This is a genomic window from Rhodococcus sp. (in: high G+C Gram-positive bacteria) (assembly GCF_049299235.1).
In the GTDB taxonomy this organism is placed as follows: Bacteria; Actinomycetota; Actinomycetes; order Mycobacteriales; family Mycobacteriaceae; genus Rhodococcus.
Genome location: NZ_JBAQXC010000249.1, coordinates 1 through 14,609, shown reverse-complemented (window position 1 = coordinate 14,609; position 14,609 = coordinate 1). Strand labels below are relative to the sequence as shown.

15 protein-coding genes are annotated in these 14,609 nt (G+C 67.9%); 8 read left to right on the top strand and 7 right to left on the bottom strand.

Annotated elements, in window-relative coordinates; translation table 11 throughout:
* Positions 1 to 488: AIR synthase related protein (locus WAX14_RS14870; RefSeq protein WP_422628824.1), on the bottom strand; the 488-nt coding region annotated here is incomplete at its 3' end.
* A gap of 62 nt (positions 489 to 550) precedes the next feature.
* Here WAX14_RS14870 and WAX14_RS14865 point away from each other — a divergent pair.
* Positions 551 to 1,180: a DUF3515 domain-containing protein gene (locus WAX14_RS14865; protein ID WP_422628823.1), complete on the top strand. Its 630-nt coding sequence runs from the start codon at positions 551 to 553 to the stop codon at positions 1,178 to 1,180.
* Between the two features lie 43 nt (positions 1,181 to 1,223).
* On the opposite strand, the gene WAX14_RS14860 is transcribed toward WAX14_RS14865, so the two are convergent.
* Positions 1,224 to 2,774, bottom strand: coding sequence for an acetyl-CoA hydrolase/transferase family protein (locus WAX14_RS14860; protein ID WP_422628822.1), 1,551 nt, complete (start codon positions 2,772 to 2,774; stop codon positions 1,224 to 1,226).
* A 326-nt stretch (positions 2,775 to 3,100) separates the two neighbouring features.
* Between WAX14_RS14860 and WAX14_RS14855 the strand changes: the two genes are divergently transcribed.
* The 5 genes from WAX14_RS14855 to WAX14_RS14835 all read left to right on the top strand — a co-directional run bounded on the left by WAX14_RS14855 (position 3,101) and on the right by WAX14_RS14835 (position 8,411).
* A complete protein-coding gene (locus WAX14_RS14855; protein WP_422628821.1) occupies positions 3,101 to 5,203 on the top strand; it encodes a RecQ family ATP-dependent DNA helicase in 2,103 nt (700 codons plus the stop codon).
* 141 nt (positions 5,204 to 5,344) lie between these two features.
* Positions 5,345 to 5,887, top strand: coding sequence for a diaminobutyrate acetyltransferase (gene ectA, locus WAX14_RS14850; RefSeq protein WP_422628825.1), 543 nt, complete (start codon positions 5,345 to 5,347; stop codon positions 5,885 to 5,887).
* A 44-nt stretch (positions 5,888 to 5,931) separates the two neighbouring features.
* Positions 5,932 to 7,209: a diaminobutyrate--2-oxoglutarate transaminase gene (ectB, locus tag WAX14_RS14845; protein ID WP_422628820.1), complete on the top strand. Its 1,278-nt coding sequence runs from the start codon at positions 5,932 to 5,934 to the stop codon at positions 7,207 to 7,209.
* A gap of 64 nt (positions 7,210 to 7,273) precedes the next feature.
* Positions 7,274 to 7,669 (top strand): ectoine synthase, encoded by a 396-nt coding sequence (locus WAX14_RS14840; protein WP_422628819.1) that lies wholly within the window; start codon positions 7,274 to 7,276, stop codon positions 7,667 to 7,669.
* Positions 7,670 to 7,913: 244 nt separating this feature from the next.
* Positions 7,914 to 8,411, top strand: a complete 498-nt coding sequence (locus tag WAX14_RS14835) for a DinB family protein (RefSeq protein ID WP_422628818.1) — start codon at positions 7,914 to 7,916, stop codon at positions 8,409 to 8,411.
* Between the two features lie 21 nt (positions 8,412 to 8,432).
* On the opposite strand, the gene WAX14_RS14830 is transcribed toward WAX14_RS14835, so the two are convergent.
* Complete coding sequence (locus WAX14_RS14830) at positions 8,433 to 8,849, bottom strand: GlcG/HbpS family heme-binding protein (protein ID WP_422628817.1); 417 nt, start codon at positions 8,847 to 8,849, stop codon at positions 8,433 to 8,435.
* A gap of 151 nt (positions 8,850 to 9,000) precedes the next feature.
* On the opposite strand from WAX14_RS14830, the gene WAX14_RS14825 reads away from it, so the two are divergent.
* Both WAX14_RS14825 and WAX14_RS14820 read left to right on the top strand, forming a co-directional pair.
* Positions 9,001 to 9,936: a D-isomer specific 2-hydroxyacid dehydrogenase family protein gene (locus WAX14_RS14825; RefSeq protein WP_422628816.1), complete on the top strand. Its 936-nt coding sequence runs from the start codon at positions 9,001 to 9,003 to the stop codon at positions 9,934 to 9,936.
* Between the two features lie 24 nt (positions 9,937 to 9,960).
* Positions 9,961 to 10,770: an NAD-dependent protein deacetylase gene (locus tag WAX14_RS14820; RefSeq protein ID WP_422628815.1), complete on the top strand. Its 810-nt coding sequence runs from the start codon at positions 9,961 to 9,963 to the stop codon at positions 10,768 to 10,770.
* 86 nt (positions 10,771 to 10,856) lie between these two features.
* On the opposite strand, the gene proB is transcribed toward WAX14_RS14820, so the two are convergent.
* The 4 genes from proB to rplU form a co-directional block, all read right to left on the bottom strand.
* Positions 10,857 to 11,957 (bottom strand): glutamate 5-kinase, encoded by a 1,101-nt coding sequence (gene proB / locus WAX14_RS14815; protein WP_422628814.1) that lies wholly within the window; start codon positions 11,955 to 11,957, stop codon positions 10,857 to 10,859.
* A gap of 47 nt (positions 11,958 to 12,004) precedes the next feature.
* Positions 12,005 to 13,459, bottom strand: a complete 1,455-nt coding sequence (obgE, locus tag WAX14_RS14810; protein ID WP_422628813.1) for a GTPase ObgE — start codon at positions 13,457 to 13,459, stop codon at positions 12,005 to 12,007.
* 165 nt (positions 13,460 to 13,624) lie between these two features.
* Complete coding sequence (gene rpmA / locus WAX14_RS14805) at positions 13,625 to 13,888, bottom strand: 50S ribosomal protein L27 (protein WP_422628812.1); 264 nt, start codon at positions 13,886 to 13,888, stop codon at positions 13,625 to 13,627.
* Positions 13,889 to 13,924: 36 nt separating this feature from the next.
* Positions 13,925 to 14,236, bottom strand: coding sequence for a 50S ribosomal protein L21 (gene rplU / locus WAX14_RS14800; RefSeq protein ID WP_422628811.1), 312 nt, complete (start codon positions 14,234 to 14,236; stop codon positions 13,925 to 13,927).
* Positions 14,237 to 14,609 lie beyond the last annotated feature (373 nt).

Below are 14,609 nucleotides of genomic sequence, written 5' to 3'. Positions count from 1 at the left end.
TCACCGGGGCGGGCCGCGGTCCGCAGCAGCGGCGCCCGGCCGTCGAGGTCGCCGAGCACGGTCACCGAGACGATTACCTGATCGGCCTGCACGAGGTCGCCTCCGACCACGCCGGCGCCCATCGACTCGGCTGCTCCCCCGAGGCCGGCCGAGATTCCGTCGAGTACATCCACCGGAGTGCTGGGAGGGCACCCGAGACCGACGACGAACGCGGTCGGGCGGGCACCGAGCGCCGCGATGTCCGCGCCGTTCTGCGCGGCTGCCTTCCGTCCGATCTGTTCCGGGGTGGACCAGTCCAGCCGGAAGTGCCTGCCTTCGACGAGCATGTCCGTCGAGATCGCGACCCGGCCGTCGGACGCCGCGACGAGCGCCGCGTCGTGTCCCGGCCCGACGAGTGTCGTCGCGGGCTGGCGGCGGCCGGTGGTCGCACGGTCGATGACGGGAAATTCGCCGAGGTCGGCGACGGTGGGGCCGCTGCGGTCGGGCACGGTGTCGGGTGTCCTCTTCCTGATAGGTTCAGGTCACGCTACCGCTCCCGAAATTGGAACTGATGATCGAATCCGATTCTGCCCCCGAACCCGACGACTCCCGCGCGGCCGATACCGAGGACTCCGCGTCCGACGCGCAGAACCGGCGCGACGAGGGTCGCCACCATCCCGCGTTGATCGCGACGGCCATCGCGTTGCCGATCGCGCTGCTCGCCGGGATCGTCGTCGCCGCGGTGATCATCAACCGCACGCCCGTGCTCGGTCCGCTCGCGGTGGGGCCGGTCCCGGCACCGAACGCCGAATCCGACGCGTGTACGGACCTGGCCGCGGCACTGCCCGAGAAACTCGGTGACTACACGCGCGCCGAACTGGTCGAGCCGGTACCGGCCGGTACCGCGGCCTGGCAGATCGCCGATGCCGAACCGGTCGTCCTGCGGTGCGGACTGGATCGCCCGAACGAATTCGATGCGGCGACGGCGCTGCAGATCGTCGACGGGGTGCAGTGGTTCGAGGTGTCGGGCGAAGCCGAGGGCATCGCCGCGAGCACCTGGTTCGCGGTGGACCGGCCTGTGTATGTGGCGTTGACGGTCCCGAACGGTTCGGGGCCGACGCCCCTGCAGGAGGTGTCGGCGACCCTGAACGCGACGCTGCCGCAGCAGCCGATCGACCCGGCACCGGTCGGCGGCAACTGACGCCGCAGTCCGCACGGACGGGCCGGTTACGCGATGACGACAGCTACGGACGCATGGAGCCGGTGTCCACGAATCGCTGGTGGAACGAGAGTGCGTCGCCGAGCAGGTGCGGGGTGTGTCCGGCGTCGGTGACCGCCTCGGCGCGCGCGACATAATCGTGCAGCAGATCCCGATAGTCGGGGTGCGCGCAGTTGTCGATGACGACACGGGAACGGCGCCGCGGCGACAGTCCGCGCAGGTCGGCCAGGCCCTGTTCGGTGACGAGCACTTGGGTGTCGTGCTCGGTGTGGTCGACGTGCGGCACCATCGGCACGATCGAGGAGACACTGCCGCCCTTCGCGGTGGACGGGCTCAGGAACATCGACAGGTATCCGTTGCGGGCGAAGTCACCGGACCCACCGATCCCGTTCATGATCTTGGTTCCCATGACGTGGGTGGAGTTCACGTTGCCGTAGATGTCGGCCTCGAGCATGCCGTTCATCGCGATGATGCCGAGTCTGCGCACGATCTCGGGATGGTTGCTGATCTCCTGCGGGCGCAGCACGATGTGCTTGCGGTAGAAGTCGATGTTGGAGACGAGTTCGTCGATGCCCGCCTCGGTGAGCGCCAGCGAGGTCGCCGACGCGAACCGAACGGTGCCGTGTTTGATCAGGTGCAGCATGCCGTCCTGAATCACTTCGGAATAGCAGGTCAGCCCCTTGTGCGGCCCGGCGTCGAGTCCCTGGAGCACGGCGTTGGCGACGTTGCCGATACCCGACTGCAGCGGCAGCAGGGTGTCGGCGGGCAGGCGCCCGCGGGACACCTCGTGTTCGAAGAAGTCCAGCACGTGCGACGCGATCGCCTGGCTCACGGCGTCCGGCGGGGTCAGCGCGCTGGCGCTGTCGCGGGCGTTGGTCTCGACGACCGCGACGACCTTGTCGGGGTCGACCCGGAAGGTGGATTGCCCGATGCGGTCTTCGACACCGGTGAGCATGATGGGTTTGCGGTGCGGCGGCAGCGCGGTGCCGTAGTACACGTCGTGGATACCGTCCATCTCGGCCGGCACCCAGGAGTTGACTTCGAGGACCACCTTCTCGGCGACGTCGAGCCAGGTCTTGTTGTTGCCGATCGACGCGGACGGGACGAGTTCACCGGTCTCGGTGATGCCGGAGATCTCGACGACGGCGACGTCGACGTGCCCGTAGTAGCCCTCCCACACCTGCTGGGCGACGTGCGAAAGGTGAATGTCGATGTAGTCCATGCCGCCGGAGTTGATGCTGCGGCGGGCGGCCGGTTCGGCCTGGTAGGGCATTCGGAGCGAGATGCCGTCGACCTCGACGAGCATCCGCTCGGTGTCGGATGCCACCGAGGCGCCGGTGAGCAGATTCACCGTGAAGTCCTCGCCGGCGGCACGTGCGAGGCGGATCCGTTCGGCGAGCGCGGGGGTCACGGCCTTCGGGGTACCTGCGCTGCCGAAACCACTGATCGCGACGGTGTTCCCGGGCTGGATGTACCGCACCGCATCCTCGGCGGAGACGATCTTGTTCCGAAATGCCGAGTGGCGGATCCGGTTCGACTCCGAGGTGACGTCGGGGAGGAGGAGGTGCGCGCTCATGCCACTCAGATTAGCGATGGCGACGAAAGCCCGATCACATTCCCCGCACACGAGGGACCCACGCCACTCGACGGGAGGTCACCGCACAGCGCTGGAGTGATTCACGTAACATTGTGCACCACAACATCTTACAACCCAGCTTCTTGTCGTGCGGGCACGCCGGTCGAGTCGCCGCGCCGGCGCCCGGCGAACCGTGAGCGAGGTACGTTCGTCGCACCGTTGCGACCGCTCACCGCCCCGGTGGGTGCGCTCGACGTGTTCGGGGCTGGATCGCGGCGGCCGGCGAACGGCGGTGCGTGTCACACCGGTCCGGCACGATGGTCGGCATGAGTACTGCGACGACGGATCTGCGCGACGAAGCCGAACGCCTGCTACGCGAACTCGCCGGCCCACATGCGTGCCTGCGCGAGGATCAGTGGAGGGCGATCGAAGCACTGGTAGTGCAGCGGCGGCGTGCGCTGGTGGTGCAACGCACCGGCTGGGGCAAGTCCGCCGTCTACTTCATCTCCGCGAAACTGTTGCGGGCGCAGGGGCACGGCCCGACGGTGATCGTGTCGCCCCTGTTGGCGCTCATGCGCAACCAGGTCGAGTCGGCCGCACGCGCCGGAGTGCGCGCGGCCACCATCAACTCGGGCAACGTCACCGAGTGGGACGAGATCCACGAACACATCGCGGCCGGCGAGGTCGACGTGCTGCTGGTCAGCCCGGAACGGTTGAACAATCCGGACTTCCGCGATCAGGTGCTGCCCGCGCTTGCTCGCGATGCCGGGCTCGTCGTCGTCGACGAAGCGCACTGTGTCTCCGACTGGGGCCACGACTTCCGTCCGGACTATCGACGGATCCGCACACTCGTCGCCGATCTCGGCGAGGGCATTCCGGTTCTCGCCACGACCGCGACCGCCAACGACCGGGTCGTGGCCGACGTGGCGGCCCAGTTGGGTGTCGGCGAGGGCACCGGGGAGACGCTCGTGTTGCGCGGCGGCCTGGACCGGCCGTCGCTGCACCTGTCGGTCGTCCGAATCGACGAACCGGCACGGCGGGTGGCGTGGCTCGCCCAGCACCTCGGCGACCTGCCCGGATCGGGCATCATCTATGCACTGACAGTGTCCGCGGCGCACGATCTGGCCGCGCTGCTCACCGAGCGAGGATTCGCGGTCGCCGCCTACACCGGGCAGACCGACACCGTCGAACGCGAACAACTCGAGGCAGACCTGCTGGCCAACCGGGTCAAGGCGCTGGTGGCCACGTCGGCATTGGGCATGGGCTTCGACAAGCCGGATCTCGGATTCGTGGTGCATCTCGGGGCACCCTCCTCCCCCATCTCCTACTACCAGCAGGTCGGCCGCGCCGGCCGATCCACCGACCGCGCGGAGGTCGTACTCCTGCCGGGCCGGGAAGATCAGCAGATCTGGAAGTGGTTCGCCTCGGTGGCGTTCCCCGGCGAGTCGATGGTGCGGCGCGTCGTCGAGGTGCTCGACGCCGACCGTCCGCAGTCGACGCCGGCGATCGAACCGCTGGTGGATCTGAACCGGTCGAGGCTGGAAATGGTACTCAAGGTGCTCGACGTCGACGGTGCCGTGCGCCGCGTCAAGGGCGGCTGGGTGTCGACCGGGCAGCCGTGGCACTACGACGCACCGCGCTATGCCCGGCTCGAGGAAGCCCGCGCCGCCGAGCAGGCCGCGATGCTCGAGTACGAACGCACCTCCGAATGTCGGATGCTGTTTCTGCGTCGGCAACTCGACGATCCGGAACTCGGGCCCGGCATCGAGGGCTGCGGGCGGTGCGACAACTGCGCAGGCGCCCGATGGAACGCCGACGTCGACGACGCCGGGGTCGCGCAGACCGCGGCCCGGCTGGACCGGCCGGGTATCGACCTGACGCCGCGCAAACAGTGGCCGACGGGAATGACGAAACTGGGTGTGTCCCTGTCCGGGAAGATCACCGACGGACCCGAGCCCGGGCGGGTACTGGGCAGGCTCTCGAATCTGGGGTGGGGGCCACGGCTGCGGGCACTTCTCGACGGTCCGGACGCACCGGCTCCTCATGAACTCGTGCGCGCCGCGATCTCCGTGCTCGCAGCGTGGGACTGGTCGCAGCGCCCGGTCGCGGTGATGGCCGTGGAGTCGCGCACCCATCCGCTGCTCGTGGGTTCGCTGGCCGCCGGACTGGCCGAGGTCGGACGCCTGCGGGACCTGGGCACGTTGCGGGGCCGTCCGGGACGACCACCGGTGACCGCGGCGAACTCCGCCTATCGCATCGCCGCACTCGTCGATGCCTGGCTCCCGCCGGACCTGACCGACGTACACGGCCCGGTGCTGCTGGTCGACGCGGTGACCGACACCGGGTGGACGCTGACGATGGCGGCGCGGACGTTGCGCGCGGCCGGTGCCCCCGCGGTGCTGCCCTTCGCGCTGGCGAGCCCGAAATAATCGGTGGGGTCACGCCGATCGCTACAGATTGTGACTCAACTCACTCGAGGGTCCTTACCTGCGCGTAGGTAGTGGTTCCGATGTCCGTTTTCGGTGACGCGCGTGATTTCGTCGCGGATGATTGTTACGTTGCAATTGCTTATGACGCCCGTTACGGAGAGAAGTACCCCGACCCCTGCACCGGCCGAATCGAACTTGCGGTCACCGGCCGAATTGCAGTTCAGGACGCCCCGGATCGCAGACGGAATTCGGTTGTGGGAGATCGCCCGCGATTCTCGAGTGCTCGATCTCAATTCCAGCTATGCGTATGTGCTCTGGTGCCGCGACTACACGGCAACGTCGATCGTCGCGACCGACGAGTTCGATCGCCCCGTCGGCTTCGTCACCGGCTACCGCCGGCCCGAAGCTCCCGGCACGTTGTTCGTCTGGCAGGTTGCCGTGGACGAGGATCAGCGCGGACGCGGCGCAGCCGCTCGGATGCTGCACGCACTCCTCGACCGACTCCGCCCCTGCGGAGTGACCCGACTGGAGACCACGATCAGTCCGGACAACCCGGCCTCGATCGCCTTGTTCACGGCCGTAGCGCACCAGCGCGGGACGCATATCACGCGGACCGACCTGTTCGCGCCGGATGATTTTCCCGATTCGCATCAGGCCGAAGATCTTTACACCATCGGAGACTGACTTTTCGGTTCCGATCCACAATTCAAAACAGGAGGAGCACCCACATGACGATCCTGGAACAGCGTGAAATCTCTCGAACCAGCATTTTCGAGAATCTCGAATCCGAAGTCCGCAGCTACAGCCGCTCCTGGCCGGCCGTGTTCGAGACGGCCTCCGGTTCGTGGCTGCGTGACGAGAACGGCAAGGACTACCTCGACTTCTTCGCCGGCGCCGGAGCCCTGAACTACGGGCACAACAATCCGGTGCTCAAGACCGCGCTCGTGGACTACATCATGAGCGACGGCATCACCCACGGCCTGGACATGCACACCGTCGCCAAGCGGGAACTCCTCGAGTCGTTCGAACGCACGATCCTCGAACCGCGTGGGCTGGACTACAAGGTGCAGTTCCCCGGCCCGACCGGCACCAACACCGTCGAATCGGCGCTCAAGCTCGCCAGGAAGGTGACCGGCCGAGAGTCGATCATCAACTTCACCAACGCTTTTCACGGAATGACCCTCGGCGCGCTTTCGGTGACCGGAAACTCGATGAAACGCGCGGGCGCGGGCATCCCGCTCGTCCACGCGACCCCGATGCCGTTCGACGGATACTTCGACGGCGCCACCGAGGACTTCCACTGGTTTTCGCGTGTCCTCGACGATTCGGGCAGCGGCCTCAACCGGCCGGCCGCGGTGATCGTCGAGACCGCGCAGGGCGAGGGCGGGGTCAACGTCGCGCGCCCCGAGTGGCTGCGCGCACTCGCCGACCTGTGCGCCGACCGCGACATCCTGCTCATCGTCGACGATGTGCAGATGGGATGCGGACGGACCGGCCCGTTCTTCTCGTTCGAGGCCGCGGGCATCACGCCGGACATCGTGACGCTGTCGAAGTCGATCGGCGGCTACGGGCTGCCGATGGCGCTGACCCTGTTCAAGCGCGAACTGGACGTGTGGGGCCCGGGCGAGCACAACGGCACGTTCCGCGGCAACAACCCCGCCTTCGTGACTGCGCGGGCCGCGCTGGATCACTACTGGTCCGACGACCGTCTCGAGCACGACACCCTACGCAAGGGCGAGCGGATCCGGCAGACCTTCATGAATCTGGCGACGATGTTCGACGGAGTGTCCACTCGGGGCCGCGGGCTCGTCCAGGGCCTGGTGTTCGACGACCCGAGCGACGCGCAGAAGGTGTGTGCCTTCGCATTCGAGGAGGGACTGCTCGCGGAGACCGCGGGGCCGTCCGACGAGGTCGTCAAGCTGCTGCCGCCGCTGACCATCACCAACGACGAACTCGAGTACGGGCTCAATATCATCGCCGAGGCCACCGCGAAGGTCTGCGCCTGATCCTGCGCGACCCCGCTCCCTGAGCGGATCGTCCACGAAATTCGTTATTGCAGAGGACCTTTCCATGATCGTACGTACCACCGACGACATCACCGGCACCGAACGCGACGTCGAGGCCGAGAACGGGAACTGGCGCAGCAAGCGCATCGTGCTCGGCGGCGACCGCGTCGGATTCTCGTTCCACGAGACCACCATCGCGCCGGGTACCGTCAACGAGTTCCACTACGCGAACCACGTGGAGGCGGTGTGGCTGGTCGAGGGTACCGGCACGCTCACCGACCTCGAGACCGGAACCGTGTACCCACTGGCGCCCGGCACGATGTATCTGTTGGACGGTCACGAGCGACATCGCGTCGAACCGGACACCCGGATGCGGATGCTGTGCGTGTTCAACCCGCCGGTCACCGGGCGTGAAGTCCACGACGAGAACGGCGTCTACCCGCTCGTCGAGGTCGTCTGAACCTTGATCCGCCGATGAGGTGAGGGCATCTGCGTGTCGCACAGCGCGAAACGGCCACCGCGTGATCTCCCCGAGGTTGCTTCCGAAGAACTCTCGAGACGAGAACAGGCGGTGGCCGCGAGTGTCCGCGCACCCGACCCGTGGGCAGCCCATCCGATCAGGTTGCCGGAACAGCAAGTTTTCGTGCCGAATCGTCCGGCGCGCGGCGAGACTGGGTGTCCGAATTCGCGACGAAGGAGACACCATGCCGACACCACGCGTCGTGCACCACGCCGACACCACGCCACCGCGCACCGGGAACAGCGAGCACGAGACCTTGCGAGCGTTCCTCGACTATCTGCGAGCCGCGGTGGTCGCCAAGGTCGAGGGCGTACCCGAACCACAGGTCCGGACCGCCGGGGTGCCGTCCGGGACGAACCTTCTCGGTCTGCTGAACCATCTGACGTTCGTCGAGCGTTCACTCTTCCTCGGTGAGCCAGTCACTGATTGGAAGAAGACCTTTCATGCTCCACCGTCGGCCACGGTGGCCGACGTAGTCGACCGCTACCGCGCGGCTCTCCGGGCGGCGGACTCCGTCCTGGACGAGTGCACCGATCTCGGTGCGTCGATCCCGCGTCCGCGGCCGAACGATCGCGCACCGAGCGTCCGCTGGGCACTGACCCACATGATCGAGGAGACCGGCCGGCACGCCGGCCACGCCGACATCATCCGCGAGCTGATCGACGGCGCAACCGGGCGCTGAACCGGGATCCGACCGGCGAGATCAGCGAGCGGCCAGGCCCGCCTTCGCATAGTGGACGTCCTCGTCCGGCTGTGCGCCGCTCACGCCGATCCCGCCCACGATCTCGCCGTCGACGACCACCGGCAGGCCACCCGGCAACGTCGTCAGGGACTGCGCGGTCTGGCCGTCGATCAGTTCGACGAGCGCGGGGTGCGCGTCTGCCAGGCCCGAGTAGGCGGTGGTGGGGATTCCGATCAATGCGGAGGTGGCGGCCTTCGCGCGCGCCACACCGGCGGTGAACCACGCAGCGCCGTCGTCGCGGACCACCAGCAGGTCGTGGCCGCGAGTGTCCACGACGGCGACACTCACCCGGTTGCCGCCCTCCCGAGCCGCGGCGATCGTCGCGTCCGCTGCACGCTTCGCGGTCTCCAGATCGAGCCGCGCCTGCTTACCTGTCATCGAACACCCTCCCATTGCCGGTCCCCGTCGACCCTCGATCAAACACGACGCCCGTCGAACCCGCTTCCGGCGGGAACGATTCGACGAGGAATCACGGCTGAGCACACAGCAGCAGATGACCCGGGGCCGGTACGCGAATAGAGTCGAGAACATGACCTTCGCGCGCCCGCCCCGCATCGCTGTCGGCCCCGCCCCGGACGAAATGCTCGACCGGGCGGTTGTTCGCGGCGGCGGTGTGCCCTGCCGGATCGACGAACAGCCGGACGCTCTGGTCTGGACCGGCAGCCCCGGCGAATTTCCGACGGTGCTACCCGAGTCGGTGCGCTGGGTACAGTTGCCTGCCGCAGGCGTCGAACAGTGGTTTGCCGCCGGCACCGTGAAATTGCATCCACGAGTGACGTGGACCTCCGCCGCAGGCGCGTATGCGGCGACCGTCGCCGAGCACGCGCTCGCGTTGCTCCTCGCCGGGGTGCGGGCGCTGCCCGCGCACTTGGCCGCATCGTCGTGGACGCCGGCGGAGTTCTTCCCGAAACTCGGCACCTTGCGCGGCGCGACCGTCGGCATCGTCGGCGCCGGTGGGATCGGTCGTGCCCTGATCCCGATGCTCGCCGGAATCGGTGCGCAGTCGATGGCAGTGACCCGCAGCGGCCGGCCGGTACCGGGCGCCACGCAGACGCTGCCCGTCGACCGGATCGACGAACTGTGGCCCGCCGCAGACCATTTCGTTGTCGCCGCACCCGCGACCTCGTTGACCGTGCGCCTCGTGGGGGCACGACAGTTCGCGGCGATGAAGCCGACCGCGTGGGTGATCAACGTCGCCCGCGGTTCGCTCGTGGACACCGACGCACTCGTCGACGCCCTGTCTGCCGGCACGATCGCCGGTGCCGGTCTCGACGTCACCGATCCCGAACCACTCCCCGACGGCCATCCCCTGTGGTCACTGCCGAATGCGATCATCACCCCGCACGATTCGAATCCGCCCGCGCTGCGGATACCCGCCTTTGCCGAGCACGTCGTCGAGAATGTCACCCGCTTCGCCTCCGGCGCCGACCTCGCCGCGGTCATCGACACCAGCGCCGGCTACTGACCGGTCCGCGCTACCGTGGACGACGTGATCGACGACCTGCACGCGCTGCTGTCCGGGCGCCGGGTCGCGGTTCTCACTGGCGCCGGTCTCAGCACCGATTCCGGCATACCGGACTACCGGAGCCCGACGTCTCCCCCGCGCAACCCGATGACGTTCCAGCAATTCGTCGGCGACCCGGTGTTCCGCCGTCGCTATTGGGCGCGCAACCACGTCGGCTGGCGCCACATGGACGCGGCCCGACCCAACGGCGGGCATCGCGCGCTCGCCGCGCTCGAGCGCCGCGGCACGGTGCTCGGGGTGATCACCCAGAACGTGGACCTGCTGCACACCAAGGCGGGCAGTCGCCGCGTGGTCGATCTGCACGGCACCTATGCGCAGGTGCGTTGCCTGGCCTGCGACCATCGGCTCTCCCGGTTCACCCTGTCCGAACTGCTCACCGACGCGAATCCCGGTTTCCTCGAACATGTATGTGCCACAACGGGTTCGGAGATCGCACCGGACGCGGACGCGGTGGTCGAGAACACCGACGAGTTCCGGATCGTCGACTGCGCTCGGTGCGGCGGCATGCTCAAACCCGACATCGTGTATTTCGGCGAGTTCGTGCCCCGCGACCGGGTCGAGCGGGCGTACGCACTCGTCGACGACGCCGACGTCCTGCTCGTGGCCGGCAGCTCGCTCACTGTGCAGTCCGGTCTGCGGTTCGTGCGCCGGGCCGTTTCGACCGGCACACCGGTCGCGATCGTCAACCGCGGACCTACCCGCGGCGATCGCCTCGCCGACATTCGGGTCGATGCGGGATGCTCGGAAATCCTCGCCGGCCTGGCGGCGTCGTGAACGCCCATCTCAACATATGGAAACGAGAACGTGCGGCAAGCCATTTCCTGATCTCAGCGGTCCACCCGAACGAGACGAAGTGGCTTCTAGACGCGGACGAGGTCATCGGCGTGCACGACAGGCCGCTGCAGGTCCTGCGGGAGTTCCTGGGTCGAAAACCCGATCATGAAGTCCAGTTCGTTCGCGTCGTACGCGACGACACCGCGGGCCACGGTCCGGCCGTCCGGTCCGACGAGGCCGACGACGTCGCCGGCATGGAATGATCCGCTGATCCCGGTGATGCCCGCGGCCAGCAGCGAACGCCGGCGTTCCACGACGGCGCGCACCGCACCGGCATCCAGGTGCAGGCCACCGTGGAGGTCCGCGGCGTGCCGCACCCAGAAGGTGCGGGCGGACATCCGATTCGGGCGGGCCGCAAACGTGGTGCCGACGTCCGCGGCGGTGAGCGCCCGGTCGGCCTGCGCGGCCGCGGTGAGCAACACCGGTATCCCGGAGTCTGCGGCCAGCCGCGCCGCGGACAGCTTCGACGCCATCCCACCGGTACCGAGCGCGCCACCGGATCCGGCGACGACCCCGTCGAGGTCGCCGGCACCCGCGACCTCAGGGATCAGCGTCGCGTTGCCCTTGCGGGGATCGCCGTCGTAGAGTCCGTCGACGTCCGAGAGCAGGATCAGCGCATCCGCGCCGACCAGGTGTGACACCAGCGCAGCAAGCCGGTCGTTGTCGCCGAATCGCAGCTCCGTCGTTGCGACCGTGTCGTTTTCGTTGACGACCGGCACGGCGTGCAGCGCCCGCAGCCGGTCCAGGGTGCGCTGCGCGTTGCGGTGCTGGGTGCGGCGGGCGATGTCGTCGGCGGTGAGCAGCACCTGCCCGACGGTACGTCCGTAGCGGGCGAAGGACGTGCCCCACGCGTGGGCGAGCGCGAGTTGACCGACGCTGGCCGCCGCCTGTTTGGTGGCCAGGTCACGGGGCCGGCTGGTCAGCCCGAGCGGCGCGAGACCGGCCCCGACCGCACCGGAGGACACGACGGTGACATCGGAGCCCGCCTGCATGCGGGCCTCGATCGCGTCGACGAGCCGGTCAAGGCGATCGCGGTCGAGCCCCCCGACCATGCTGGTGATCGCCGACGAACCGATCTTGACGACGACACGGCGTGCGGATGCAATGACCTCGCGGGTGTCGCTCACGATTCTCCTCGATGCCCTTCGTGCCGGTGTTCCGGTTGTCGGTGTCGTCAGTACTCGTCGTCGTCGGCGAGGCCGCGGCGCACCCGCTTGGCGTGTCGACGCTCGTCGGCACCGACCCGGTCCACCTGGTCGAGACGTGCATCGGTGCCCCGGCCGGTGCGAACGACGTCGACGCCGGCCTGCGTCTGCGGTGCCCATTCGAAGCTGACGTCACCGATGGTGACGTAGCAACCCGGTTCGGCACCCATCTTGACCAGCCGATCCTCGACCCCGAGCCGGGCGAGCCGGTCGGCGAGATAGCCGACGGCCTCGTCGTTGTCGAACGCGGTCTGCCGGATCCACCGTTCCGGACGGACACCCCGAACGATGAACCCACCGGGGGTTTCCGGGTCGGCGATGACACTGAACCCGGATTCGTCCGACGCGACCGGACGGATCACCGGCCGGGTGGGTGCGGCCGGCGGATGAGCGACGCGGTATTCCTCGACGAGACTCGCGAGCGCGAAGGTCAGCGGTCGCAAACCGTCGCGGCTGACCGCCGAGATGGTGAACACGGGCCAGCCGCGAGCTTCGAGTTCCGGGGTGACGAACTCGGCGAGTTCCGCGGCGTCGGGCACATCGGCCTTGTTGAGGATGACGATGCGGGGCCGGTCGGCGAGGTCGCCGAGGCTGCTGTCCCCCGACAGCGCCGGTTGGTAGGCGGCGAGTTCGGCTTCGAGAGCGTCGATGTCGGAGATCGGGTCGCGCCCCGGTTCGAGGGTCGCGCAATCGACGACGTGCGCGAGTACCGCGCATCGTTCGATGTGCCGCAGAAAGTCCAGGCCGAGGCCGCGACCTTCGCTCGCGCCGGGGATCAGGCCGGGCACGTCAGCGACGGTGAACGTGGTGTCGCCGGACTGCACGACTCCGAGGTTCGGCACCAGCGTGGTGAACGGATAGTCGGCGATCTTCGGTTTCGCCGCGGACAGAACCGACACGAGCGACGACTTGCCTGCGGACGGGAATCCGACGAGGCCGACGTCGGCAACCGACTTGAGTTCGAGGACGAGTTCGCGTTCCTCCCCTTCTTCGCCGAGCAGAGCGAATCCGGGGGCCTTGCGTGCTTTGGACGCGAGCGCGGCGTTGCCGAGCCCGCCGCGTCCGCCCTGCGCTGCGATGAACCGGCTACCGATGCCGACGAGGTCGGCGAGCACGGCGCCGTCCTGGTCGAGGACGACGGTGCCGTCGGGCACCTCGAGCACCAGGTCGCCGCCGCTGGCACCGCTGCGGTGGCCACCGGCACCCTGGGTGCCGTTGGTGGCCTTGGCATGCTGATGGAAGTGGAAGTCGAGCAGTGTGTGGACGTTGCCGCCGACCTCGAGGACGACGTCGCCGCCGCTACCACCGTTGCCACCGTCGGGGCCGCCGAGCGGCTTGAACTTCTCGCGGTGGACGGAGGCGCAACCGTTGCCGCCCTTGCCGGCGCTGACGTGCAGCACCACCCGGTCGATGAAGCGGGACATGGGTGGACCTCTCTCCGTCCGGAAACCGATGACAGTCGACATCGGAGAAATGAAAACAGGGGAAATGAAAACAGTAGGGGCGGACCGGGTTGTGCGACCCTGGTCCGCCCCTACTGGCAGTATGTCGCGAGGAATACCCTCGCAGTGTCCGTATCGGACGGCAGATCAGGCGTCTGCCGCGACCGGAACGATGTTGACGGTCTTGCGACCGCGCTTGGCACCGAACTCCACCGAGCCGGCAGCGAGGGCGAACAGCGTGTCGTCGCCGCCGCGTCCCACATTCACACCGGGGTGGAAGTGGGTGCCGCGCTGACGCACGAGGATCTCGCCGGCGTTGACGGACTGGCCGCCGAAACGCTTGACGCCGAGTCGCTGTGCATTCGAATCGCGACCGTTACGGGAGCTGGATGCGCCCTTCTTGTGTGCCATGACGAACCCTCCTGGGGTTGAAGCTGGAAGTTCGAGTTACTTGATGCCGGTGACCTTGACGACCGTCAGCTTCTGACGGTGGCCCTGGCGCTTGTGGTATCCGGTCTTGTTCTTGAACTTGTGGATGCGGATCTTCGGGCCCTTGGTGTGCTCGACGATCTCGGCGGTGACCGAAACGTTGGCCAGCTTGTCTGCATCGGTGGTCAGCGCGGACCCGTCGACGACGAGGACCGGAGCAAGCGAGACAGCCGTGCCGGGCTCACCCTCGATCTTCTCGACCTTGACGAGATCGCCCTCAGCGACCTTGTACTGCTTACCGCCGGTCTTGACGATCGCGTACGTTGCCATCGGACGGCTACCCCTTGCTCATTCGAACGTGCTCGCGCCGCTGTGTGCAGCGCGACTGGTCTGTGGTTGCTGACTCGGGGCCCGCAATCTTCCCGATTTCTCGGTTACTCCGGAATCCAGGCGCAGCTGGGCTGTATCGCCGAGTAGCGACTGTGCAAGATTACGGGAAGGTGACTGCCAGGGTCAAACCGGGTCAGCAGCCTGTGGCAGGCATTCCAGCGACAGCAATCGCGTGACAGGCAATCGAGTGACAGGCAGGCCGCCGGATCGGCCGCCGACCCGCGAACAGCGAGCCGGCGGTCGATGCCTCATTCTTCTGGCTGGTACTTCTTGCTTCACACTTCGGCGTCGACCGGCGGCCCGGCCGGCCGGC